Source organism: Roseovarius confluentis, from assembly GCF_002917925.1.
Classification (GTDB): Bacteria; Pseudomonadota; Alphaproteobacteria; order Rhodobacterales; family Rhodobacteraceae; genus Roseovarius; species Roseovarius confluentis.
Genome location: NZ_PPFE01000001.1, coordinates 690,510 through 712,114, shown reverse-complemented (window position 1 = coordinate 712,114; position 21,605 = coordinate 690,510). Strand labels below are relative to the sequence as shown.

Below are 21,605 nucleotides of genomic sequence, written 5' to 3'. Positions count from 1 at the left end.
CGGTTCATGAACCCGCCGCGCGCACAGGTAACGTCGGCAACGGGGCCGCCCCTTGCAACATGGGACCGCGTGCGCCATTTAGACGGCAACTTACATGCCCACGCGATGCGGAGGAACCGATGCTTGAACTTGGCGGCCAGACCCAACCCCAAACCGACCTGATCAAGGACGTCACCGAGGCGGACTTCATGACCGAGGTCGTCGAGGCCTCGCAGAGTGTGCCGGTGATCGTCGATTTCTGGGCGCCGTGGTGCGGGCCGTGCAAGACGCTTGGCCCGCAGCTGGAGGCGGCCGTCACCAAGGCGAACGGCGCCGTGAAAATGGCCAAGGTCAACGTGGACGAGAACCAGATGATCGCGCAGCAGTTGCGGGTGCAGTCGATCCCGATGGTCTATGCCTTCTGGCAGGGCCAGCCGATCGACGGATTCCAGGGCGCGGTGTCAGGATCGGAGATCGACGCCTTCGTGAGCCGCGTGGTGCAGGCCGCCGGTGGCGAGGCGGGCGACTCGGGCCTGGAAGAGGCGATTGCGGCGGCGCAGGAGATGCTGGAGCAGGGCGCGGCGACGGATGCGGCGCAGACCTTTGCCGCGATCCTGCAGGAGGACGACAAGAACGCCACCGCCTATGCCGGGCTGGTGTCGAGCCATATCGCGATGGATGATCTGGACCAGGCCGAGGCGATCCTGAACGGCGCGCCGGCGGAGATTTCCAAGGCGCCGGAACTGGAAGCGGCGGCGGCGCAGCTGGCGCTGGCGCGGCAGGCCGCCGATGCGGGGCCGGTGAGCGAATTGCGCGCAAAGGTCGAGGCCGACCCGGACGACCACCAGGCGCGGTTCGACCTGGCGCAGGCGCTGCACGCGTCGGGCCAGACGCAGGAGGCGGTGGACGAGTTGCTGGAGCTTTTCCGGCGCGACCGGGAGTGGAATGACGCGGCCGCGAAGACGCAGCTGTTCACCATCTTCGACGCGCTGAAACCGGGTGATCCGGTGGCCCAGGCTGGGCGGCGCAAATTGAGCTCGATGATATTTGCCTGACGCGTCGCGCGGGCTACGTCCCTGCACATGATATTACAGGGTGATCTGCCGGAGGTAATCCCGGTCTTTCCGTTGCCGGGTGCGCTGCTTTTGCCGCGCTCGCGACTGCCGTTGCACCTCTTCGAGCCGCGCTATCTTGCGATGCTCGACGATGCGCTGAAAGCGCCGCATCGCCTGATCGGTATGGTGCAGCCGGACCCCGGCGCGCGCGCGGGCGAGCACGGGCTGCACCGAATCGGCTGTGCGGGCAAGGTGACGCAATTCTCGGAAACCGAGGACGGGCGCTACATGATCACGCTGTCGGGTGTTTCGCGCTTTCGCGTGTCGTCGGAGGTGGAGGGGTTCACCCCTTATCGCCGGGCGCAGGTCACTTGGGACGGGTTCGAGCAGGACCTGGAGCCCGGCGACAGCGACCCGGGCTTCAACCGGGAGTCCTTCATGGACCTTCTGTCGCGCTATTTCGATGCGCGGGAGCTGTCGACCGACTGGGAGTCGCTGAAGGAAGCCGAGGACGAGTTGCTGATCAACTCGCTGTCGATGCTGTTGGGGTTCGAGCCCGAGGACAAGCAGGCGCTGCTGGAGGCGCCGAGCCTGTCGACGCGGCGCGAGACCTTGGTGACGCTGATCGAATACGATCTGCGCGGCGGCGACGAAAAGGAGATGATGCAATGAGTGACGCGGACATCACGGCACCTGAGTTCGACCGGCACATGCTGGAGGCGCTGATCTGCCCGCAGACGCATTCGGTGCTGGAATACGACGCGGAGGCGCATGAGTTGATCAGCCGCAATGCCGGGCTGGCCTTTCCGATCCGCTCGGGGATTCCCATCCTGCTGATCGACGAGGCGCGTAGGTTGGACTGAAGCCTTTCGCCTTTAACCTGAGGTATCATCTGAAGGCGAAACGCGCGCAACGATCGAGTGTCGCGTGGCGTGTCACGGGTAATCCGCACATCAAGGTTATCGCGAAACGCTTTGGCGGAGTGCGCGCGAGGCGCGCACGCTGGATGTCTCGGCGTCGGCCGGGGCGCCGGCCGCCTCGGGGCGGAGGGCGACGTGACGCTTTGCCCAAGTCGCTGCATGGGTGGCGCCGTCGGAGCCTCCGGCGGGGATATTTTGGGTCAGGGGAAGACGGGGTTGGCGCGGTTCGGCGTCACTTTCTCTTGTGCGCGCGGGTGGCCATCACGTCGCGGCCAAGGGTGAGGGTGTAGGCCTCGAGCCGGTGTAGGGCGGTGTTGGCGGCGGTGGCATCCTTGCGCCCCAGCGCGTCCGCAAGGGCGGTGTGCAGGCTGACGATTTCCTCGCGCGAGCGGGCGGTGAAGGTGATCATGTTCATCAGGGGCTGCATCGCCTCGACCGCGCCGGCCAATTGGTAGCTGAGCACGGGATTTCCCGCCGCGTCGACGAGGGCGCGGTGCAGGGCCACGTCGGAGGCGCAGAAGGCTTCATCCGAGAGGTCGGGTTGCGATTGGCGCGCGATCTCGGCGCGCATTGTGGCGAGGCTGTCGTCGGTGCGGCGCCGGGCGGCGAGAGGGGCGCAGGCGCGTTCGAGCGTGTAGCGCGCCTCGCAGGCGGTCTCGAAACTGACGGCGTTCATCGACAAGAGCAGCGTGGAGGTCGTGATCTGCTGGCTGTAGGCGTCGGTGTAGCTGAGCCGGTTGACGAAGGCGCCGCCGAAAGCTCCGCGCTGGGTGCGGATGAGGGATTGGGCGGCCAGCCGTTTGAGCGCCTCGCGCACGGTGGAGCGGGAGACGCCGAATTGCTCGGAAAGCTCGGCCTCGGAGGGCAGGCGTTCATCGACGATCATCCGGCCCTCGACGATGGCCGTGCGGACCGCCTCTGCGATCTGGGCGGAGAGGTCCTGGCGGGGTTCGGCAGAGCTGGCGGTTTTCATTTGTCAGACCTTTAATTGTCTGACATTCATAAGGGCAATCGTGACTCGAACCAAGGGTGTTCTTCGGCATGTCGGCTCTTTCCTTGCGATCCTTTGCCTGGCTGGCGTTTTTCGCGGCGATCCTGGCGGCGTGGGTGGTGATGTACCTGATGGCGACGGGGATGGACCTGGACCTCATCGGCCGGCCCGGGCCGATGGGGGAGAAGATGCGGGCCATGCAACCCGGCATGGAGATGGGCATGGGCGGCGGTATGGCGATGGACCGGTTCGGGCCGCTGTTCGCCATGTGGGCGATCATGATGGCGGCGATGATGCTGCCGACCATGGTGCCGACGTTGCGCTGTTACGATGACCTCATTCGCAGCGCCGATGGCACGACCGCCGGGTGGCTGGGCGTGCTGGCGGGGTATTCCATCGCCTGGCTCGGGTTCGCGGCGGTGATCGCGGGGGTGCAGGTGGCGCTGCTTTATGGCGGTGTGATCGATATGCTGGGGATCGCGAAGTCATCCGTGATTGCCGGGGGGCTGTTGATCGTCGTGGGGGCGTTCCAGTTCACCCGCGCCAAGGAAGTCTGTCACGGGGTGTGCCACAGTCCGATGACCTATTTCCTGGGGCATTGGCGCACCGGCTTTGGCGGCGGCGTGCGCATGGGGCTTGGGTTGGGCGCGTTCTGCGTGGGCTGTTGCTGGGGCTTCATGGCGCTGGGCTTCGTGGGCGGCGTGATGAGCCTGCTTTGGATGGGCCTTGCCACGCTATTCATGGTATTGGAGAAACTGCCGCAGGTCGGGCACCGGGTGATCCGGCCGATGGGTGTGGCGCTGATCGCGGGCGGGGTGGCGGTTCTGGCCGCGCCGCTGGTAACAGGAGGATAGAGCATGGCTTTGACACGCCGGAAAGACGCCGACAAGCTGCCGGTGTCGCAGCGCATCGACAACCGGATGGCCAACCCCAAGCGGCGCAAGATGACGCCGACCGACTGGGCCATCAAGGGCGAGCTGTTCCTGAACTGCTCTTGCACCGTGTTCTGTCCCTGCGTCGTGAGCCTTGGGGCGCACCCGCCCACCGAAGGGCATTGTCATGCATGGATGGCGATTGCGATCGACGAGGGCCATTACGAGGGCGAGGACCTGTCGGGTCTGAATGTCGGCCTTCTGGTGGATATCCCCGGGCGCATGGGCGAGGGCAACTGGAAGGTGGCGGCCTATGTGGACGAGCGCGCGAGTGGCAAGGCCTATAACGGGATCCTGCAGATTTTCAGTGGCGCGGCGGGGGGCACGACGGGCCTCTTCACTATGCTGGTGAGCGAGATCATCGGGGCGGAGCGCGAGAAGGTCGAGATCGTGCGCGACGGCAAGAAGCGGGGCCTTTACATCGGGCGCAAGATTCAGGGCGAGATCGAGATGATCGACGGGGCGAGCCCGGATCATCCTGTGATGGTGACGAACTCGAAATACTGGATGGGGCCGGACATCATCGCCGCGAAGGGCACGAAAAGCCGGGTGCGGGATTATGGCCGGGTCTGGGATTTCGGCGGCATGTCGGCGGAGGTGTGTCCGATCGACTGGAAAGGTCCGAAGTAGGGGCGCCTGCGATGATCACGCCCGAATATTGCCGCATGATGGCGCGGTACAACGCATGGCAGAACCGGCAACTGACCGAGTCGCTGGACGCACAGCCGCTGGAGGTGCTGACCGAGGATCGCGGGGCGTTTTTCGGCTCGATCCTGGGCACGCTGAACCATCTGCTGTGGGGTGACCGAATGTGGATGGCGCGGTTCGATCCGTCGGTGGAGGCGCCGAAGGTCGGCGTGAAGAAGAGCGTGGAGATGCATCCGACGCTGGGGGCGTGGAGTGCGGAGCGGTATCAGGTGGACGGCAAGATCGGGCATTGGGCGAAATCGTTGCGGGCGATGGACCTGACCGGCGACCTGCGGTGGTATTCCGGCACGCTGGGGCGGGACATGGTGACGCCGCGCGCCTTGTGCGTCACGCACATGTTCAACCACCAGACCCATCACCGGGGGCAGGTGCATGCGATGATGACCGCCGCCGGGCTGGAGGCGCCGGTGAGTGACCTGTTCCTGATGCCCGGGGAGGGCTGAGCCGATGCTGGCCTTTGTCCTGGCGCTGGTGGTTATCGTGGCCGTCGCCTTTAGCCTGGGGCGGGGGCGCATGGGTGGACGCCTCGGCGGACCCGGGAATAAGCCCGCCAAACGCGCGTGCAAGTGGAGCGAGACCGGCAACAGCAATGGCCGGTTCGTCGAGTATCGCTGTGCGGCCTGCGGGGTCGCGGCCTATTCCGCCACCGGCGAAGCGCCGGTGATCTGCAAAAGCAACCTGAAGGGATCTGTCTGATGCCGATGATTTCCCTGTCGCGCCGGTTGCGGCGCACGCCTTTTTCCGAGGGGGTCGAGGCCGCCGGGGTGAAAGGTTACACGGTTTACAACCACATGCTGTTGCCGACGGTCTTTCGGTCGGTCGAGGAGGATTACCGTCACCTGAAGGACGCGGTGCAGGTCTGGGACGTGGCCTGCGAGCGGCAGGTGGAGTTGCGCGGCCCGGATGCGGGGCGACTGATGCAGATGCTGACGCCGCGCGACCTGCGGGGGATGACGGCGGGGCAGTGTTATTACGTCCCCATCGTGGACGAGACGGGGGGGATGCTGAATGACCCGGTGTCGGTGAAGTTGGCCGAGGATCGCTGGTGGATCTCGATTGCCGACAGTGACCTGCTTTACTGGGTGAAGGCCACGGCACATGGCTGGCGGCTGGACGTGCTGGTGGACGAGCCGGACGTGTCGCCCTTGGCCGTGCAGGGGCCGAAGGCGGAGGAATTGATGGCGCGGGTCTTTGGCGAGGGCATTCGCGACGTTCGGTTCTTCCGCTTTGGCGTGTTCGACTTCCAGGGACGGGACATGGTGATCGCGCGGTCGGGCTATTCCAAGCAGGGCGGCTTCGAGATCTATGTCGAGGGAGAAGATATCGGCATGCCGCTTTGGAATGCGCTGATGGAGGCGGGCCGCGATCTGGATGTGCATGCGGGCTGTCCCAATCTGATCGAGCGGGTCGAAAGCGGGCTGCTGAGCTATGGCAACGACATGACCGACGACAACACGCCGCATGAATGCGGGCTGGGGCGGTTCTGCAACACGCAGAGCGCCATTGGGTGTATCGGGCGTGACGCGCTGCTCAGGGTGTCGAAGGAAGGGCCGGTGCAGCAGATCTGTGCGATTGCCATCGACGGCCCGAAGGTGCCGCCCTGTGACAGGTGGTGGCCGGTCACGGCGAATGGCAAGCGGGTGGGGCGGGTGAGTTCCGCCGCGTGGAGCCCGGATTTCAACACCAACGTGGCCATCGGCATGGTGCGGATGACCCATTGGGATGCAGGCACCGAGGTGCAGGTGGAGGCGCCGGATCAGGTCCGGCGCGGGGTGGTGCAGGAAGGTTTCTGGAACTGAGCGAGATCTGACGGCGGAGCGAGGGGCCAGCCCCTCGCGCTCCCCGGAGTATTTCGCGAACAGTGAAAGCGGCGCGCGCCGGCCGGACCCAATATGCCTTGCGGGCGTTTTGCCTATGAGGCGGGAGATGCGCTCAAGCCCTGGGAGGCTTGGGTGTTTTTGGAACGATGAAAGCGGGGGAGCCTCGCTAAGCAAGACAGGAGATTGGACATGTTCAACGCATTGGTTGTCGAGAAGGACGAAGAGAGCGGCAAGACCTCGGCGGAGGTCAAGCAGATCGGGATCGACGACCTGCCAGAGGGCGAGGTGACGGTCGCGGTCGAGTATTCGACGGTGAATTACAAGGACGGGCTGTGTATCGGGCCGGGCGGCGGGCTGGTGCGCAAGTATCCGCACGTGCCGGGGATCGATTTTGCCGGGACGGTCGAGGAGAGCTCTGACGGCCGGTACAGCCCCGGTGACAAGGTGGTGCTGACCGGATGGCGCGTGGGCGAGGCGCATTGGGGCGGTTATGCCCAGAAGGCGCGGGTCAAGGCCGACTGGCTGGTGCCGCTGCCCGACGGCCTCGATACGCGGCAGGCGATGGCCGTGGGCACCGCCGGGTTCACCGCGATGCTGGCCGTCATGGCGCTGGAGGACCAGGGGCTGAAGAAAGGCCCCGTGTTGGTGACCGGCGCCGCGGGTGGCGTGGGCAGCGTTGCCACGGCGATCCTGGCCAAGCTGGGGCACGAGGTGGCGGCTGTCACCGGGCGGCCGGAGCAGGAGGGCTATCTGAAGGGCCTTGGGGCCAGCCAGATCGTGCCGCGCGAGGAACTGACCGAGGTCACCAAGAAGCCGCTGGAGGCGGAAGCCTGGGGCGGTTGCGTCGACGCGGTGGCGGGTGCCATGCTGGGCCGGGTGCTGAAGCAGATGGAATACGGCAGCTCGGTCGCGGCCATTGGCCTTGCCGGGGGCGCGGCCATCGAGGGCGCGCTGATCACGCCGTTCATCCTGCGCGGTGTGAACCTGCTGGGGATCGATTCTGTCATGCAACCCTATGACAACCGGCTGCGGGCTTGGGAGCGGATCGCCAAGGACCTGCCGATGGACAAGCTGGAGAGCATGGTGCAGCCCGCGACCCTGTCGGACCTGCCGGGGCTGGGCCGCGACATCCTGAAAGGCCAGGTCAAGGGCCGCGTCGTCGTCGATGTCAACGCGTGATGATCTAACCATCAGGCTGGTGCGCGACGGCGATGCCGACGCGCTCTGGCCGATCCTGCGCGACGTCGTGCGCGCAGGCGACACCTATGCCATCGAGCCGGACCTGTCGCAGAGCCGGCTGATGGAATATTGGTGCGAGGCCCCGCGAGCGACTTACGTGGCCGAGTCGGGCGGAGAGATTCTGGGCACCTATTACATCAAGACGAACCAGGCGGGGGGCGGGGCGCATGTGTGCAATTGCGGCTACATCACCGCGCCCGCCGCGCGGGGAAGAGGTGTGGCACGGGCGATGTGCGAGCACAGCCAGGATGTTGCGCGGGAGCTGGGATATGCGGCGATGCAGTTCAACTTCGTCGTGACCAGCAATGTGGGGGCCATCGCGCTGTGGACGAAGCTGGGCTTCGAGACGGTGGGGCGGCTGCCTAAGGCGTTCCGGCATCCGAAGCAGGGGCTGGTGGATGCGTTGGTGATGTTCAAGTGGCTGGGGAGCTGAAGTGGCTTGCTCTCTGCGCGCTCGGTCGAGAGGCGGCGGTTGACGATGAAGTGCTACTTGATCGCGAGCAATTACGGCACGCCGGATTTCCTGGATTACGTGTTCGCGCGTGCACCGGACTATGGTGAGCGGATCCATTATGACGATTATGAAGACGAATGGGTCCCTGGCCGCGATATGAAGTACGAACACGGCGGGCCATTGTCGTATGGTGCCACGGTCAAGGGTGGTAGGTTTACCGACAAGACCCGTGCCGAGTTCCAGAAGATCTGGTGCGTGAGCAGGCCCAAGGCAGAGCGGACATTCGATGTCATCAAGCCGTTCGGTGAAAGCCTCAAGGCCATCCCTTTGTTTTCAGAGCGTCTCAAGGACGCGATCGAGGCGGTCGATCCTGCTTTGTTCGAATTCGTGCGCATGGAGCGCACTTGGGATGATGTCCACAAGACGCCGATCGCGGGCGGACCGTTTTATCTGGCCAATCTTCTGGCCCGCCGGGACTGCTGGGATCAGGACCGCACGCGGATCGTGCCTCAGAAGCGTGGCGACGGCAGCTATTTCAATACGATTTCGGGGTCCGGGCGCGCTGTGCTGCGGTCTCGTGTGAAAGTTGCGCTGATCTGGCGTGATACCCTGACCAAAACCGTCGTCTGCACCGATGCGTTCAAGGGGATGGTTGAAGCCGTTGGCTGCAAGGGCTGGTGGTTTCGGGAAATCGCCGTGACGGACGACAGGTAGGGCTGTTCCAAGGAGTCCAAGCCCGGTAGTTGGTGCGCGACGGGGGGGACGCAGGCGGGTTGCACCTGGAAGCGCGTGGGTTTTCACCCACCCTACGGCACGGATGGCGTTTCATTTCGGGAAATCATGGGACCGCCGGACCGGGATCCGGGAAATCATGGACCTATAGGCGGATTCGTGCGAATCGCGCCATGGAACCGCGCCGGATTCGGAGGTGGATTCGGTGAATCCGTACCCTGTGCCCCCGTATTTGGATCGCATTGGAAGAAAATTTTGGGAAAACGTGGGAAAAATGCGCTCGGGTAAGTTCATACCATATATTGTGTTAGGTTTTGTCAGTTCCGCTAGGTTGTGCGTCAAAATGGCTTTTATCGGCACATGATGTTGTTTGAGCGGGGGTCCAAAATCAATATCCTGTAGCTAAACGCGTCACTTTTTCATTGAGTTCCATAAAGTACCATGTCATACCTTTAACCACGATGAGGACGGACACAGGGGCACACAACGACCCCGAATAAAACAAAGACCAGAGCAGGTTTCATACAGGCACCCGCTTCATCAGAACGAAGAGATCCGGCGCGCGGGCGAGCAGACATCCCCCCAGGTGGCGCGCGCAGCTGGACACCCCGCGAGAGTGGGACGAGGGCGGCGGATTGGGCAGTGGCAGCAGCTCAATCCGCCGTTTCGTGTTTCGGACGGTACTTTTTTGAAACGCGGGGGGACGAGGGACGGGCCGGACAGTGGTTCTGAGCTTCAGAGGCGAGTTCAACCAGAAGGTTGACGGCAAGGGTCGGATGTCGATCCCTGCCGATTTTCGCGCTGTGCTGGCCGATGGCGATCCGCGCTGCCCCGAAGCCCCGTTGCCGCGTGTCGTCGTGCTGCACGGGCCGCATCTGAAAAATTGTCTTCACGCCTACACGATCGATGCCATGGCCGAGATCGAGGAAGGCATCCGCAAGCTGCCGCGCGGGTCGGATGCGCGCAAGCGCGCCAGCCGCATGATCCTTGGGAAATCCTGGGACACGGAAGTGGACAAGGATGGGCGTATCGTGCTGCCCCAGCGCCTGCGCCAGCAGATCGGGCTGGAAGGCGAGGCGGTGATGGTCGCGATGGGCGACTATTTCGAGATCTGGAACGCGGCCACCTATGACGAGGTCGAGGCGGCGGAAACCGCGGCCTTCCTGGAAGAGCAGGACGGCGATTTCGATCCGCTGACCCTGATCGATCCGCCCGGGGAGGACTGAACGATGGGGAGTGCTGCCGCAAACAATCCCCATGTTCCCGTTCTGATAGAGCCGATCCTGCGCGCCGTGGCGCCCGTGGCCGGCACGTGGCTGGATGGAACGCTGGGCGCGGGTGGCTATACCCGCCGCTTGCTGGAAGCCGGGGCCGACAGGGTGATCGGCGTGGACCGCGACCCGCTGGCGATTCAAATGGCGGCGGACTGGGCGGACGACCGGGTGGAACTGGTGCAGGGCACGTTCTCGAAGCTGGATGAGTATGGGCAGGACCTGGATGGCGTGGTGCTGGACCTTGGCGTGTCGTCGATGCAGCTGGACCGGGCCGAGCGGGGGTTTTCCTTCATGAAGGACGGGCCGCTGGACATGCGGATGAGCCAGGACGGGCCGAGTGCCGCGGATATGGTCAATTCCATGGAAGAGGCGGAGCTGGCCGATATCCTGTTTCTTTACGGCGAGGAGCGGGCCAGCCGGCGGATAGCAAAGGCCATCGTGAAGAAGCGCGAGGACGTGCCGATTGTCACGACGCTGCAACTGGCGGAAATCATCGAGGGATGCCTGCCGCGCCCCAAGCCGGGGCAGGTGCATCCGGCGACGCGCAGCTTCCAGGCGATCCGCATCGCGGTGAACGACGAGTATGGCGAGCTGGTCGAGGGACTGGAGGCCGCCGAGCGCGCGCTGAAGCCGGGCGGGCATCTGGCCGTGGTGACGTTTCATTCCATCGAGGACCGTATGGTCAAACGCTTTTTGGCCGAGAAGACCGGGAACACCGGCGGCGGCAGCCGGCACGCGCCGGTGGTGGAGCGCGACCCGCCGACATTTCGGCAGGACACGCGCAAGGCCATCGGGCCGGATGACGCGGAGCTGGCCGATAATCCGCGGGCGCGCAGTGCCAAGCTGCGCGTGGCGCAGCGCACGGAGGCCGCGGCGCGGCCGGTGGACAGGGGCAGCATCGGGATGCCGATGCTGAAGACGCATAATCGACGAGGGGACAGGTAATGCGCAGTTTCTTCTACGTTTTGACCGCCGTTATGGTCATCGGTCTGGCCTTCTGGGCCTACCGCGAGAACTATGAAACGCAGGCCGCGCAGTCGCGGTCGGAAGCCGTGCAGCAAAAGATTGCCGACCAGCGGCAACGCTTGCGGGTGCTGAACGCGGAATGGGCCTACCTGAACCGGCCGGACCGCCTGCGCGACCTGGTGGAGATCAATTTCGACCAGCTGGGGCTTTTGCCGTTCCAGCCCTACCAGTTCGGCAAGATCGACCAGGTGTCTTATCCGACCGAGGGCGAATTGCCGATTTCCAATGTCATCGACGTGATGGAACGGGAGCAGCAGCCATGATCCGCACACCCCTGCGCCCGCTGGCGCGTATCCTCAAGGCCCGGGAAGCGGGCGAGAACCCCGATGCCATCGAGCGCGAGAACATCCGGCTGCGCCATGAAGAGATGCGTGACCGGGCCCGGATGCGGGCCGAAGGGCGGCTGTTGGTCATGGGGGCGTTCTTTGTCTGCGCCTTTGCCGTGATCGGCGGGCGGATGGGCGTGCTGGCCAATTCCGAGCCGGCCGAGCCGCGCACCGGGATCGCCGGTGCCGATATCCTGGCGCAGCGGGCCGATATCGTGGACCGCGAGGGGCGTATCCTGGCGACGAATTTCGAGACCTACAGTCTGTATGCGCAACCCCAGCAGATGGTCGAGCCCGAGCGCGCCGCCGAGGAACTGGCCGCGATTTTCCCCGACCTGAAAATCGAGCGCCTGAAGAAGGATTTCACCGGCAAGCGCAAGTTCCTTTGGGTGAAGAAGAAACTGAGCCCCGAGCAGCGCCAGGCGGTGCATGACATCGGCGAGCCGGGGCTGCTGTTCGGCCCGCGCGAGATGCGGCTTTATCCCAATGGCAAACTGGCGGCACATCTGCTGGGCGGCGCGAGCTTCGGGCGTGAAGGCGTGCACGCCGCCGAGGTGATCGGCGTTGCGGGTGTCGAGAAATATTATGACAAGCGACTGCGCGACCCGAGTATGGGCCACAAGCCGTTGCAACTGTCTATCGACCTGTCGGTGCAGTCCGCGGTCGAGCGGGTATTGCAGGGCGGCATGATGCTGATGAATGCCAAGGGCGCGGCGGCTGTGCTGATGGAAGTGCAGACCGGCGAGGTCGTGGCGCTGGCCAGCTTGCCGGACTTCGACCCCAATGACCGTCCGCGCCCGCCGATCAAGGGCGAAAAGCCGGGCGACAGCCCGCTGTTCAATCGGGCGGTGCAGGGGGTGTACGAGCTGGGCTCGGTCTTCAAGGCGTTCACCATCGCGCAGGCGTTGGACCTTGGGCTGGTGAACCCCGCGACGATGATCGACACCAAGGGGCCGCTGCGGTTCGGCAAGTACCGGATCCGGGATTTCCGCAATTACGGCAACGAGTTGGACGTGAAGACGGTATTGGTCAAGTCGTCGAACATCGGCACCGCGCGGATCGCGCAGATGATCGGGATCGACCGGCAGCAGGATTTCCTCAAGTCGCTTGGCTTTTTCGAGCCGACGTCGTTCGAGATCGTCGAGGCAGAGAGCGGCAAACCGCTGTTGCCCAGCAAATGGACCGACCTGTCGCTGATGACGATTTCCTATGGGCACGGTCTTTCGTCTAGCCCGCTGCACCTGGCGGCGGGTTATGCCACGATTGCCAATGGCGGCCGGTTGGTGAAGCCGACACTGATCAAGCAGCCCAAGGGCCAGATGGCGCCGCGGGTGATGTCGGAGCGGGCGGCGGGACAGACGATGCAGATGCTGCGCAGCGTGGTGACCGAGGGCACGGCGTCTTTCGCCGAGGTCGATGGCTACGCGGTGGGCGGCAAGACCGGCACGGCTGACAAGCCCAAGCCCAGCGGCGGGTATTACGAGGACAAGGTGATCGCCACCTTTGCCAGCGTGTTTCCCGCGCACGATCCGCGCTACGTGCTGGTCGTGACGCTGGACGAGCCGGTGGAGACGACGGGGTCCGAGCCGCGCCGCACGGCGGGCTGGACCGCGGTGCCGGTGGCGGCAGAAATCACACGTCGCGTTGCACCGCTTCTGGGGCTGCGACCCGAGATTGAACCCGCGCCATTAACAGGTATAACGCTGACATCGAATTGACGGGTTGAGACAAAGGCCGACGGCGTGGGGCAGAGCAAATCCTTGGCAGAGCTGGGCTTGACCGCCCAGGGGGGCCGGCGGGCCGAGATCAGCGGGCTGGCGGTGGACAGTCGCGAGGTAAGGGACGGGTTCCTGTTCGCCGCGCTGCCCGGCAGCCGCGTGCATGGCGGCGAGTTCATTTCCTACGCGCTGCGGATGGGGGCGGGGGCGATCCTGACCGATCCGGAGGGCGTTGCGCTGGCGGCCGAGGAGCTGGCGGCAAGCGAGGCGGCGCTTGTGGTGGCCGAGGACCCGCGCCAGACGCTGTCTTTCGCGGCGGCCCTGTGGTTCGGCGCGCAGCCCGAGACGATGGTGGCTGTCACGGGGACCAACGGCAAGACATCGGTGGCGAGTTTCACGCGGCAGATCTGGATGGCGCTGGGGCTGGAGGCAGTCAACCTTGGCACCACGGGGGTCGAAGGCGCGTGGGAGGCACCGCTGGCGCATACCACGCCCGAGCCGATCACGCTGCACCGTGTGCTGGCCGAGGCCGAGGCGCAGGGCATCACCCATGCCGCTATGGAAGCGTCGAGCCACGGGCTGGCGCAGCGGCGGCTTGACGGCGTGCGGCTGGTGGCGGCGGGGTTCACGAACCTCAGCCAGGATCACCTGGATTACCACGCCGATTTTGACGACTATTTCAACGCCAAGGCCGGGCTGTTCGAGCGGGTGCTGCCCGAGGACGGCGTGGCCGTAATCAACGTGGATGATCCGCGCGGGCCGGGCATGGCTGACGTGGCTTACGGCCGGGGGCAGGATGTGCTGGCCGTGGGCCGGGCCGAAGGGGCGGACCTGCGGATCCTGAACCGGGTGTTTTCGCCCACGGGGCAGACCTTGCGGTTTTCGTGGCGGGGGCAGGTGCACCAGGTGGAATTGAACCTGATCGGCGGCTTTCAGACCGACAACGTGATGCTGGCCGCGGGGCTTGCCATCGGCGCAGGGGCGGACCCGGACCGGGTGTTCGCGACGCTGCCGGTGATGCGCACGGTGCGGGGCCGGATGCAGCTGGCGGCGACGCGCTCCAGCGGGGCGGCGGTGTTCGTGGATTACGCGCATACGCCCGAGGCGGTGTCGACCGCGCTTTACGCGCTGCGCCCGCATGTGCTGGGCCGGATGGTGGCTATCGTGGGCGCGGGCGGCGACCGGGACCGGGGCAAGCGCCCCCTGATGGGCCGGGCGGCGGCGGAAAATGCCGACGCGGTGATCGTGACCGACGACAACCCGCGCAGCGAGGCGCCGGGCGACATTCGCGCCGCCGTGATGGAAGGCGTGCGCCAGGCGGGGGGCGAGGACCGGGCCATCGAAGTGGGCGACCGGGCCGAGGCGATTCTGCGCGGCGTCGACATGCTGGGGCCGGGCGATGCGCTGCTTATTTGCGGCAAGGGGCACGAGACCGGGCAGGTCGTGGGCGACGATATCTTTCCCTTCGACGATTGCGAACAGGCCAGCGTTGCGGTCTCGGCCCTGGACGGGGGCGTGGCGTGAGCGACTTGTGGACAGCGCAGGAGGCCGCGGCGGCCACGGGCGGGCGCAGCACCTGCGACTGGACCGCGACGGGCGTGTCGATCGACACCCGGACGCTGGCGCCGGGCGATCTGTTCGTGGCGCTTAAGGATGTGCGCGACGGGCATGACTTCGTGGCGCAGGCGCTGGAAAAGGGCGCGGCGGCGGCGCTGGTCGACCGTGTGCCTGAGGGCGTGGCCGAAGACGCGCCGCTCTTGATCGTGGACGAGGTTTTGCCGGCGTTGGAGGATCTGGGCCGAGCGGGTCGGGCGCGCACCGACGCGAAGGTCGTGGCGATCACCGGGTCCGTGGGCAAGACCTCGACCAAGGAGATGATGCGCGCGGCCCTCAAGGGGCAGGGGCGGACCCATGCCGCGGAGGCCAGTTACAATAACCACTGGGGCGTGCCGCTGACGCTTGCGCGGATGCCGCGCGACACCGAGTTCGCGGTGATCGAGATCGGGATGAACCACCCCGGCGAAATCTCTCCGCTGGCCGTGATGGCGCGCCCGCATGTTGCGCTGATCACCACCATTGCGGCGGCGCATCTGGAGGCGTTCGAGAATATCGAGGGGATCGCCAGGGAAAAAGCCGCGATCTTCGACGGGTTGGAGCCGGGCGGTACAGCGGTGATCAATGCCGATGTGGGCACGGCGGATATCCTGTTTCAGGCCGCGAAGGCCAAGGCGGGCACGATCGTGCGGTTCGGCACCGCGGAGGCGGCCGAGTTGCGGCTGACTGACGTGACAGTTCATGACGCCGCCACGGTGGGCAAGGCAGAGGCCGGGGGCGAAGACATCCTGTTCAAGGTCGGCACGCCGGGACGGCATTTCGCGCTGAACGCGCTGGCGGTGATCGCGGCGGCCGAGGCGATGGGGGCGGACCGCGACGTGGCGGTCTGCGACCTTGGGCTGTGGCGACCCTTCGAGGGGCGCGGCACGCGCGAGACGCTGGTTCTGGACGCGGTCGAGGAGGCGATGTCGATCGAGCTGATCGACGACGCGTTCAACGCAAACCCCACCTCGATGGCCGCGGCGCTGGAAGTTTTGGCGGCTGCCCGTGTGAAAGATGACATCGGCCGGGTGGCTGCGGGGCGCAGGATTGCCATCCTGGGCGACATGCTGGAACTGGGCCCGGACGAGGCGCGGATGCACCGCGAGATTGCCGACCTGCCGTTCGTCAGGGATGTGCAGGTCATCCATTGTGTCGGCCCGCGCATGAAAACGCTTTACGAGGCGTTGCCGGAGGCGCAAAGGGGCCGCTGGACGGAAACCGCCGCGGAGCTTGCGGCAGAGGTGCACCGGCTGGTGGATGCGGGCGACGTGATCCTGGTGAAAGGCTCGAAGGGCAGCCGCGTCAGCGAAGTTGTCACCGCGCTGCGCCGTCTGGCGCAGGCCGTCGCGGAAAAAGAGGACGTTTGAATGCTCTACTGGTTAACCGAATTGTCGGATGGCGGCGATGTCTTCAACCTCTTTCGCTACATCACTTTCCGGTCGGGCGGGGCGTTCCTGACGGCGCTGGTATTCGGTTTCATCTTCGGGCGACCGCTGATCAACGTGCTGCGCAAGACCCAGGGCAAGGGCCAGCCCATTCGCAATGACGGGCCAGAGGGGCACCTGGCGAAGTCGGGCACGCCCACCATGGGGGGCTTGCTGATCGTGGGGGCGCTGCTGACCTCGACCCTGTTCTGGGCACGGTTGGACAACCCGTTCGTGTGGCTGGTGCTGTTCGTGACCATGTCCTTCGGCCTGATCGGGTTCTGGGACGATTACGCCAAGGTCAGCAAGCAGAACCACAAGGGCGTGCCGGGCAAGGTGCGGCTGGGGCTGGGTTTTCTGATCGCAGGCATCGCAGCCTATTGGGCCAGCATGTATCACCCAAGCGAGTTGCAGTATCAACTGGCACTGCCGGTGTTCAAGGACACGCTGATCAACATGGGGCTGTTCTTCATCCCCTTCGCGATGTTCGTGATCGTCGGCGCGGCCAACGCGGTGAACCTGACCGATGGCCTCGATGGGCTGGCGATCATGCCGGTGATGATCGCGGCCGTGACGCTGGGGATCATCGCCTATGCGGTGGGGCGCGTGGACTTCACCGAGTACCTGGACGTGCATTACGTGCCGGGAACGGGCGAGATCCTGGTTTTCGTGGCGGGGCTGGCCGGGGGGGGCCTCGGGTTCCTGTGGTATAATGCGCCACCGGCCGCCGTCTTCATGGGCGACACCGGGTCGCTGGCCCTGGGCGGGGCGCTGGGGGCCATCGCGGTGGCGGCCAAGCACGAGATCGTGCTGGGCATCGTCGGCGGCATCTTCGTGGTCGAGGCGCTGTCGGTCATCATCCAGGTGTTCTATTTCAAGCGGACGGGCAAGCGGGTGTTCCTGATGGCGCCGATCCACCATCACTACGAGAAGAAGGGCTGGGCCGAGCCGCAGATCGTGATCCGGTTCTGGATCATCGCGATCATCCTCGCGATGATCGGTCTGGCGACGCTGAAGGTGCGGTGATGGCGACGGTCCGTGACACTACTGCGATGATCGCCGGGATGGCGCCGGTGCGCGACCCCGAGACATGGCATTTCTGCACGACGGACGACCGGGAGTTGGCGGCACGGGCGCGGCCCCATGCGCTGGCGGTGTTTGGCGAGGAGGAGGGCACCTCGCTGATCCTGCCGGACGAGGCGGCGCGGGATCTGGGCTTTGCGGTGGAAATGCCGATGAGCCGGATCACGTTGTCGGTGCATTCGGCATTGGATGGAGTGGGGCTGACGGCGGCGGTGGCGACTGCGCTGGCCGGCGCGCATATCCCCTGCAACGTGGTGGCGGCCTATCACCACGATCATGTCTTTGTGCCCGAGGAATTGGCAGAGGACGCGGTAGCGGTCCTTCGGGATGTGGCGCGGGGCGCGGAGTGATCGCGGGATTCTGGTCAAGGGCCACGGGATCGGGTAGCGAAAGGCAGACACCAATCAGGAGGCGTGCGGCGTGATTCCGGTTCGGGGAGTGGAAGGGCAATGCGTGGCGGTGCTGGGCCTCGGGCGGTCGGGCCTGTCGGCGGCACGGGCGCTGAAGGCGGGCGGCGCGGACGCGTTGTGCTGGGACGACAATCCGGCGGCGCGGGAAGGCGCCGTCGAGGAAGGGTTCGACATCCGGCAGTTCCGGTCGGCCGCGGATTTTGCCGATGTGGGCAGCCTGATCGTCAGCCCGGGCATTCCGCATCTTTACCCTGAGCCGAACAAGGTGGTGGCCGCAGCCCAGGAGGCGGGCGTGCCGGTGGACAACGATATCGGCATGTTCTTCCAGTCGCTGGCGACCAAGGAGTGGGACAGCTTCGACACGCCGCCGCGGGTGATCGCCGTGACCGGGTCGAACGGGAAATCGACGACCTCGGCCTTGATCCACCACATTTTGGAGGAGGCGGGGCGCGAGGTGCAGCTGGCCGGGAATATCGGGCGCGGCGTGCTGGATATCGACCCGCCGGGGGATGGTGGCGTGGTGGTGCTGGAACTGTCGAGCTACCAGACCGAGCTTGCCCGGGCGCTGACGCCGGACGTGGCGGTGTTTACCAACCTCAGCCCCGATCACCTGGACCGGCATGGCGGGCTGGGCGGCTATTTCGCGGCCAAGCGGCGGCTGTTCGCGGAAGGCGGGCCGGATCGCGCCGTGATTGGCGTGGACGAACCGGAGGGGCTGTTCCTGGCCGGGCAACTGGCGGAAGGGCCGGGCGATGACCGGGTGATCCGGGTGTCGGTGGACCGCAAACTGACCGGGCCGGGATGGCAGGTCTTTGCACGCAAGGGGTTTCTGTCGGAATACCGCAAGGGGCGGCAGGTGGCGTCGATCGACCTGCGCCGGATCAAGGGCCTGCCGGGGGCGCATAACCACCAGAATGCCTGTTGCGCCTTTGCCGCGTGCCGGACGCTGGGGCTGAACCCCAAGGTGATCGAGGCCGCGATGCAGAGCTTTGCGGGCCTGCCGCATCGCAGCCAGCTGGTGGCCGAGAAGGACGGTGTGAGTTTCGTCAACGACAGCAAGGCGACGAACGTGGATGCGGCGCTGATGGCGCTTTTGGCGTTTGATCGGATCCGCTGGATCTGCGGCGGGCTGGAGAAAGAGGGCGGGTTGGCCGGGTTGAAGGACGGTCTGCCCAATGTCGCGAAGGCTTATGTCATCGGGCGCGAGGCGGCGGGGTTCGCGCTGCAACTCGGTGATGTCGATGCGGAGGTCTGCACGACGATGAGCCATGCGGTGATGCGGGCGATGGAGGATGCGCAGCCCGGTGAGATCGTTTTGCTGGCCCCGGCGGCGGCGAGTTTCGATCAATATGACAGCTTCGAGCGGCGGGGCGAGGATTTCATCGCCGAGGTCAAGGCGCGGCTTTGACAGGACGCCCCGAGAGGGAGGTCCCCCGGGTCAAGCCCGGGGCAGGCAGGGCCGCCCGGGACGGGGTGGTTCTGGTGTGAGCGTCGCGCCGGCGAGGGGCCAGCCCCTCGCGCTCCCCGGAATATTTTTGGCCAGAAGAAGAGCGCGTCAGGTGGCGGCGGCGATGGCGGTGCCGGCGGCCCAGCCCGAGGACCAGGCCCATTGAAAGTTGTAGCCGCCGAGCCAGCCGGTGACGTCGACGGCCTCGCCGATCATGTAGAGGCCCGGGACGTCGCGGCTTTGCATGGTTTTCGATGAAATGCGGTCGGTGGCGATGCCACCAAGGGTGACTTCGGCGGTGCGGTAGCCTTCGGAGCCGGTGGGCTTGAGCTGCCATTGGCGCAGGGCGTCGGTGATTTCAGTAAGACGCGCGTCGGACTGGTCCGCGAGATTGCCGTTGAGGGCGAGCGCGGGGGCGAGGTGGTCGATCAGGCGGGTGGGCAGGTGACGGGCAAGCTCGGTGGTGAGAGCGCGGCGGCCCTCGGTCTGGCGCTGGGTGCGCAGGGTGTCATAGAGCGTCGCGTCGGGGTCGAGGTCGACGATGATGGCATCGCCTTCGTGCCAGTAGGAGGAGGCTTGCAGGACCGCGGGCCCTGAGAGGCCGCGATGGGTGAAGAGGACGGCCTCGGTGAAGGCGGTGTCGCTTGCCGTGACGCGGGCAGGCGCCGCGACGCCGGAGATGGGGGCGAAGCGCTGGTCGGAGAAGGTGAGCGGGACGAGGGCGGGGCGCGTGTCGGTCACGGTGTGGCCGAACTGGCGTGCGATATCGTAGGCGAGGCCGGTGGCGCCCATGGCGGGGATCGACTTGCCGCCTGTGGCCAGCACGAGGTTGCGCGCGGTGACGCTGTGGCGCGTGCCCTCGCGGTCGAGGGTGACGGTGAAGCGGGCGCCGTCATGGGAGATTTCGCCCACGGCGGTTTGCAGCCACAGATCGGCGCCCGCCGCGGTCATCTCGTCCCGCAGCATCTGGATGATCTGGGGGGATTTGCCGTCGCAGAAAAGCTGGCCCAGCGTCTTTTCGTGCCAGGTGATGCCGTGGCGGGCGACGAGGTCGATGAAATCCCACTGGGTGTAGCGGCTGAGTGCGGATTTGTGGAAATGCGGGTTTGCCCCGAGGAAATTGCCGGGCGCGGTGTGCAGGTTGGTGAAATTGCAGCGCCCGCCGCCGGAGATGCGGATCTTTTCGCCCGGCGCCTTGGCGTGGTCGACGACCAGCGTGTCGGGACGGGCATGGGCCGCGCACATCATGCCGGCGGCGCCGGCGCCGAGGATGAGGGTTTTGACGTTCATTTTGTTCCCGTGCCCCAGCGGGGGGCGGGCGTCAAGGTGGCGGTGCTGGGTACGGTTCCTGTCATTGGAACGCCGCGCGCTCGGGGGGTGTTGACGTCTCGCAACCCAAGACAAACGGAGGAGTCACATGAACATCCAGACACGACACGATATGCTGACTGCTCAGGACGAGTATCCGACCCGTGTGCCGGGCGAGGAACGACTGAGCCAGCGCAAGGACCCTGTCCTGTGGTCGGACTGGTCGGAAGACGCGCCGATCGGCAAGGACGAGGCGGAGCATTATGCCGAGAACGGTTACCTGGTGCGCCGCGACATGTTCGACGCGGACGAGCTGAAGGTGCTGACCGAGACCGCGGACATGCTGCGCGAGGGCGGCGGGGACATTCCCGACGACGACCTGATCCGCGAACCCGACAGCGAAGCGGTGCGCACCGTCTTTCGTCTCGACGAGCATTCCAAGGCATTCCGCCGTCTGGCCTGCGATCGCCGCCTGGCTGGCGTGGCCGAGTTCCTTCTGGGCGACGCGGTGTACCTGCACCAGTCGCGGCTGAACTACAAACCGGGGTTCGCCGGGAAGGAGTTCTACTGGCATTCGGATTTCGAGACCTGGCATGCCGAGGACGGGATGCCGCGGATGCGCGCGGTGTCGGCCTCGGTTTTGCTGACGCCGAACGGGCCGCATAATGGCCCGCTGCTGCTGGTGCCGGGTTCGCAGGACGTGTTCATCAGCTGCGTGGGCGAGACGCCCGAGGATAACCATGCCACCTCGCTGAAGGAGCAGAAGGTGGGCGTGCCGCAGCCCGGCACGATCGACCGGATGGCGCAGGAGGCGGGCGGCATTGCCTCGGCGCAGGGGGACACCGGCACGGTGATCTTCTTTGACTGCAACACGCTGCACGGCTCGAACGGGAACATCACGCCCGATCCGCGGGCCAACGCGTTCTTCGTCTATAACGCGATGTCGAACGCGCTGACCCGGCCCTATGCGGCCCGCGGTCCCCGGCCCGATTTCCTGGCCAACCGCGAGACGCCCGAAGCGATCCGCACGGTTTCGGGCAAACTGACCGGCTAAAGACGGCCCGGTGGGGTGCAGAACGCTTCCCACCGGGCAAAACTGCTGCTATACTGGACAGAACGCCCCCGGTCTAAAGAGGGGCAAGAGGCAGTGTTCGGCGGATTCA

23 protein-coding genes are annotated in these 21,605 nt (G+C 65.7%); 21 read left to right on the top strand and 2 right to left on the bottom strand.

Translation table 11 applies throughout. The features are described 5' to 3' along the window. The first annotated feature begins 119 nt into the window (after nt 1-119). The 3 genes from C2I35_RS03445 to C2I35_RS03435 are packed head-to-tail and all read left to right on the top strand — an operon-like array spanning nt 120 to nt 1,897. Nucleotides 120-1,034 (top strand): thioredoxin family protein, encoded by a 915-nt coding sequence (locus C2I35_RS03445; protein ID WP_103761590.1) that lies wholly within the window; start codon nt 120-122, stop codon nt 1,032-1,034. A 27-nt stretch (nt 1,035-1,061) separates the two neighbouring features. Next, a complete protein-coding gene (locus C2I35_RS03440) occupies nt 1,062-1,706 on the top strand; it encodes an LON peptidase substrate-binding domain-containing protein (RefSeq protein WP_103761589.1) in 645 nt (214 codons plus the stop codon). Beyond that, complete coding sequence (locus tag C2I35_RS03435; RefSeq protein ID WP_103761588.1) at nt 1,703-1,897, top strand: Trm112 family protein; 195 nt, start codon at nt 1,703-1,705, stop codon at nt 1,895-1,897. Before C2I35_RS03440 ends, C2I35_RS03435 begins: the two co-directional genes overlap by 4 nt. Before the next feature lie 289 nt (nt 1,898-2,186). Here C2I35_RS03435 and C2I35_RS03430 read toward each other — a convergent pair whose 3' ends face one another. Then, nucleotides 2,187-2,927 (bottom strand): FadR/GntR family transcriptional regulator, encoded by a 741-nt coding sequence (locus C2I35_RS03430; RefSeq protein ID WP_103761587.1) that lies wholly within the window; start codon nt 2,925-2,927, stop codon nt 2,187-2,189. 68 nt (nt 2,928-2,995) lie between these two features. On the opposite strand from C2I35_RS03430, the gene C2I35_RS03425 reads away from it, so the two are divergent. The 17 genes from C2I35_RS03425 (at nt 2,996) to murD (ending at nt 19,095) form a co-directional block, all read left to right on the top strand. After that, nucleotides 2,996-3,799, top strand: coding sequence for a DUF2182 domain-containing protein (locus C2I35_RS03425; protein WP_103761894.1), 804 nt, complete (start codon nt 2,996-2,998; stop codon nt 3,797-3,799). 3 nt (nt 3,800-3,802) lie between these two features. Continuing rightward, nucleotides 3,803-4,507 (top strand): DUF1326 domain-containing protein, encoded by a 705-nt coding sequence (locus tag C2I35_RS03420; protein WP_103761586.1) that lies wholly within the window; start codon nt 3,803-3,805, stop codon nt 4,505-4,507. Between the two features lie 11 nt (nt 4,508-4,518). Continuing rightward, nucleotides 4,519-5,028, top strand: coding sequence for a DinB family protein (locus tag C2I35_RS03415; RefSeq protein WP_103761585.1), 510 nt, complete (start codon nt 4,519-4,521; stop codon nt 5,026-5,028). A 4-nt stretch (nt 5,029-5,032) separates the two neighbouring features. Then, a complete protein-coding gene (locus tag C2I35_RS03410) occupies nt 5,033-5,281 on the top strand; it encodes a hypothetical protein (protein ID WP_103761584.1) in 249 nt (82 codons plus the stop codon). Next, nucleotides 5,281-6,384 (top strand): dimethylsulfoniopropionate demethylase, encoded by a 1,104-nt coding sequence (locus C2I35_RS03405; protein ID WP_103761583.1) that lies wholly within the window; start codon nt 5,281-5,283, stop codon nt 6,382-6,384. The genes C2I35_RS03410 and C2I35_RS03405 overlap by 1 nt, the downstream gene beginning before the upstream one ends. Nucleotides 6,385-6,594: 210 nt before the next feature. Further along, a complete protein-coding gene (gene acuI, locus C2I35_RS03400; RefSeq protein ID WP_103761582.1) occupies nt 6,595-7,584 on the top strand; it encodes an acryloyl-CoA reductase in 990 nt (329 codons plus the stop codon). Then, complete coding sequence (locus C2I35_RS03395; protein ID WP_103761581.1) at nt 7,571-8,077, top strand: GNAT family N-acetyltransferase; 507 nt, start codon at nt 7,571-7,573, stop codon at nt 8,075-8,077. Before acuI ends, C2I35_RS03395 begins: the two co-directional genes overlap by 14 nt. A gap of 45 nt (nt 8,078-8,122) precedes the next feature. Continuing rightward, entirely contained in the window at nt 8,123-8,812 is a 690-nt protein-coding gene (locus C2I35_RS03390; protein WP_103761580.1) for an imm11 family protein, read from the top strand. Nucleotides 8,813-9,552: 740 nt separating this feature from the next. Then, nucleotides 9,553-10,056: a division/cell wall cluster transcriptional repressor MraZ gene (locus C2I35_RS03385; RefSeq protein WP_103761579.1), complete on the top strand. Its 504-nt coding sequence runs from the start codon at nt 9,553-9,555 to the stop codon at nt 10,054-10,056. 3 nt (nt 10,057-10,059) lie between these two features. Continuing rightward, on the top strand, nt 10,060-11,049 hold the full coding sequence (rsmH, locus tag C2I35_RS03380; RefSeq protein ID WP_103761578.1) for a 16S rRNA (cytosine(1402)-N(4))-methyltransferase RsmH: 990 nt from the start codon (nt 10,060-10,062) through the stop codon (nt 11,047-11,049). Next, nucleotides 11,049-11,393, top strand: coding sequence for a cell division protein FtsL (ftsL, locus tag C2I35_RS03375; protein ID WP_103761577.1), 345 nt, complete (start codon nt 11,049-11,051; stop codon nt 11,391-11,393). Before rsmH ends, ftsL begins: the two co-directional genes overlap by 1 nt. After that, nucleotides 11,390-13,174: a peptidoglycan D,D-transpeptidase FtsI family protein gene (locus C2I35_RS03370; RefSeq protein WP_103761576.1), complete on the top strand. Its 1,785-nt coding sequence runs from the start codon at nt 11,390-11,392 to the stop codon at nt 13,172-13,174. Before ftsL ends, C2I35_RS03370 begins: the two co-directional genes overlap by 4 nt. 24 nt (nt 13,175-13,198) lie before the next feature. Next, nucleotides 13,199-14,698, top strand: coding sequence for a UDP-N-acetylmuramoyl-L-alanyl-D-glutamate--2,6-diaminopimelate ligase (locus C2I35_RS03365; protein ID WP_103761575.1), 1,500 nt, complete (start codon nt 13,199-13,201; stop codon nt 14,696-14,698). Further along, nucleotides 14,695-16,137 (top strand): UDP-N-acetylmuramoyl-tripeptide--D-alanyl-D-alanine ligase, encoded by a 1,443-nt coding sequence (locus C2I35_RS03360; protein WP_103761574.1) that lies wholly within the window; start codon nt 14,695-14,697, stop codon nt 16,135-16,137. The genes C2I35_RS03365 and C2I35_RS03360 overlap by 4 nt, the downstream gene beginning before the upstream one ends. After that, nucleotides 16,138-17,220, top strand: a complete 1,083-nt coding sequence (gene mraY / locus C2I35_RS03355) for a phospho-N-acetylmuramoyl-pentapeptide-transferase (protein ID WP_103761573.1) — start codon at nt 16,138-16,140, stop codon at nt 17,218-17,220. It abuts the gene before it with no gap. Continuing rightward, complete coding sequence (locus tag C2I35_RS03350) at nt 17,220-17,627, top strand: ACT domain-containing protein (RefSeq protein ID WP_103761572.1); 408 nt, start codon at nt 17,220-17,222, stop codon at nt 17,625-17,627. The genes mraY and C2I35_RS03350 overlap by 1 nt, the downstream gene beginning before the upstream one ends. Nucleotides 17,628-17,697: 70 nt before the next feature. Further along, a complete protein-coding gene (murD, locus tag C2I35_RS03345; RefSeq protein ID WP_103761571.1) occupies nt 17,698-19,095 on the top strand; it encodes a UDP-N-acetylmuramoyl-L-alanine--D-glutamate ligase in 1,398 nt (465 codons plus the stop codon). Nucleotides 19,096-19,242: 147 nt separating this feature from the next. On the opposite strand, the gene C2I35_RS03340 is transcribed toward murD, so the two are convergent. After that, the gene (locus C2I35_RS03340; protein WP_103761570.1) at nt 19,243-20,424 is read right to left on the bottom strand and encodes a BaiN/RdsA family NAD(P)/FAD-dependent oxidoreductase; all 1,182 of its coding nucleotides are present in this window, start codon (nt 20,422-20,424) and stop codon (nt 19,243-19,245) included. 127 nt (nt 20,425-20,551) lie between these two features. Between C2I35_RS03340 and C2I35_RS03335 the strand changes: the two genes are divergently transcribed. Further along, nucleotides 20,552-21,496, top strand: a complete 945-nt coding sequence (locus C2I35_RS03335) for a phytanoyl-CoA dioxygenase family protein (RefSeq protein WP_103761569.1) — start codon at nt 20,552-20,554, stop codon at nt 21,494-21,496. Nucleotides 21,497-21,605 lie beyond the last annotated feature (109 nt).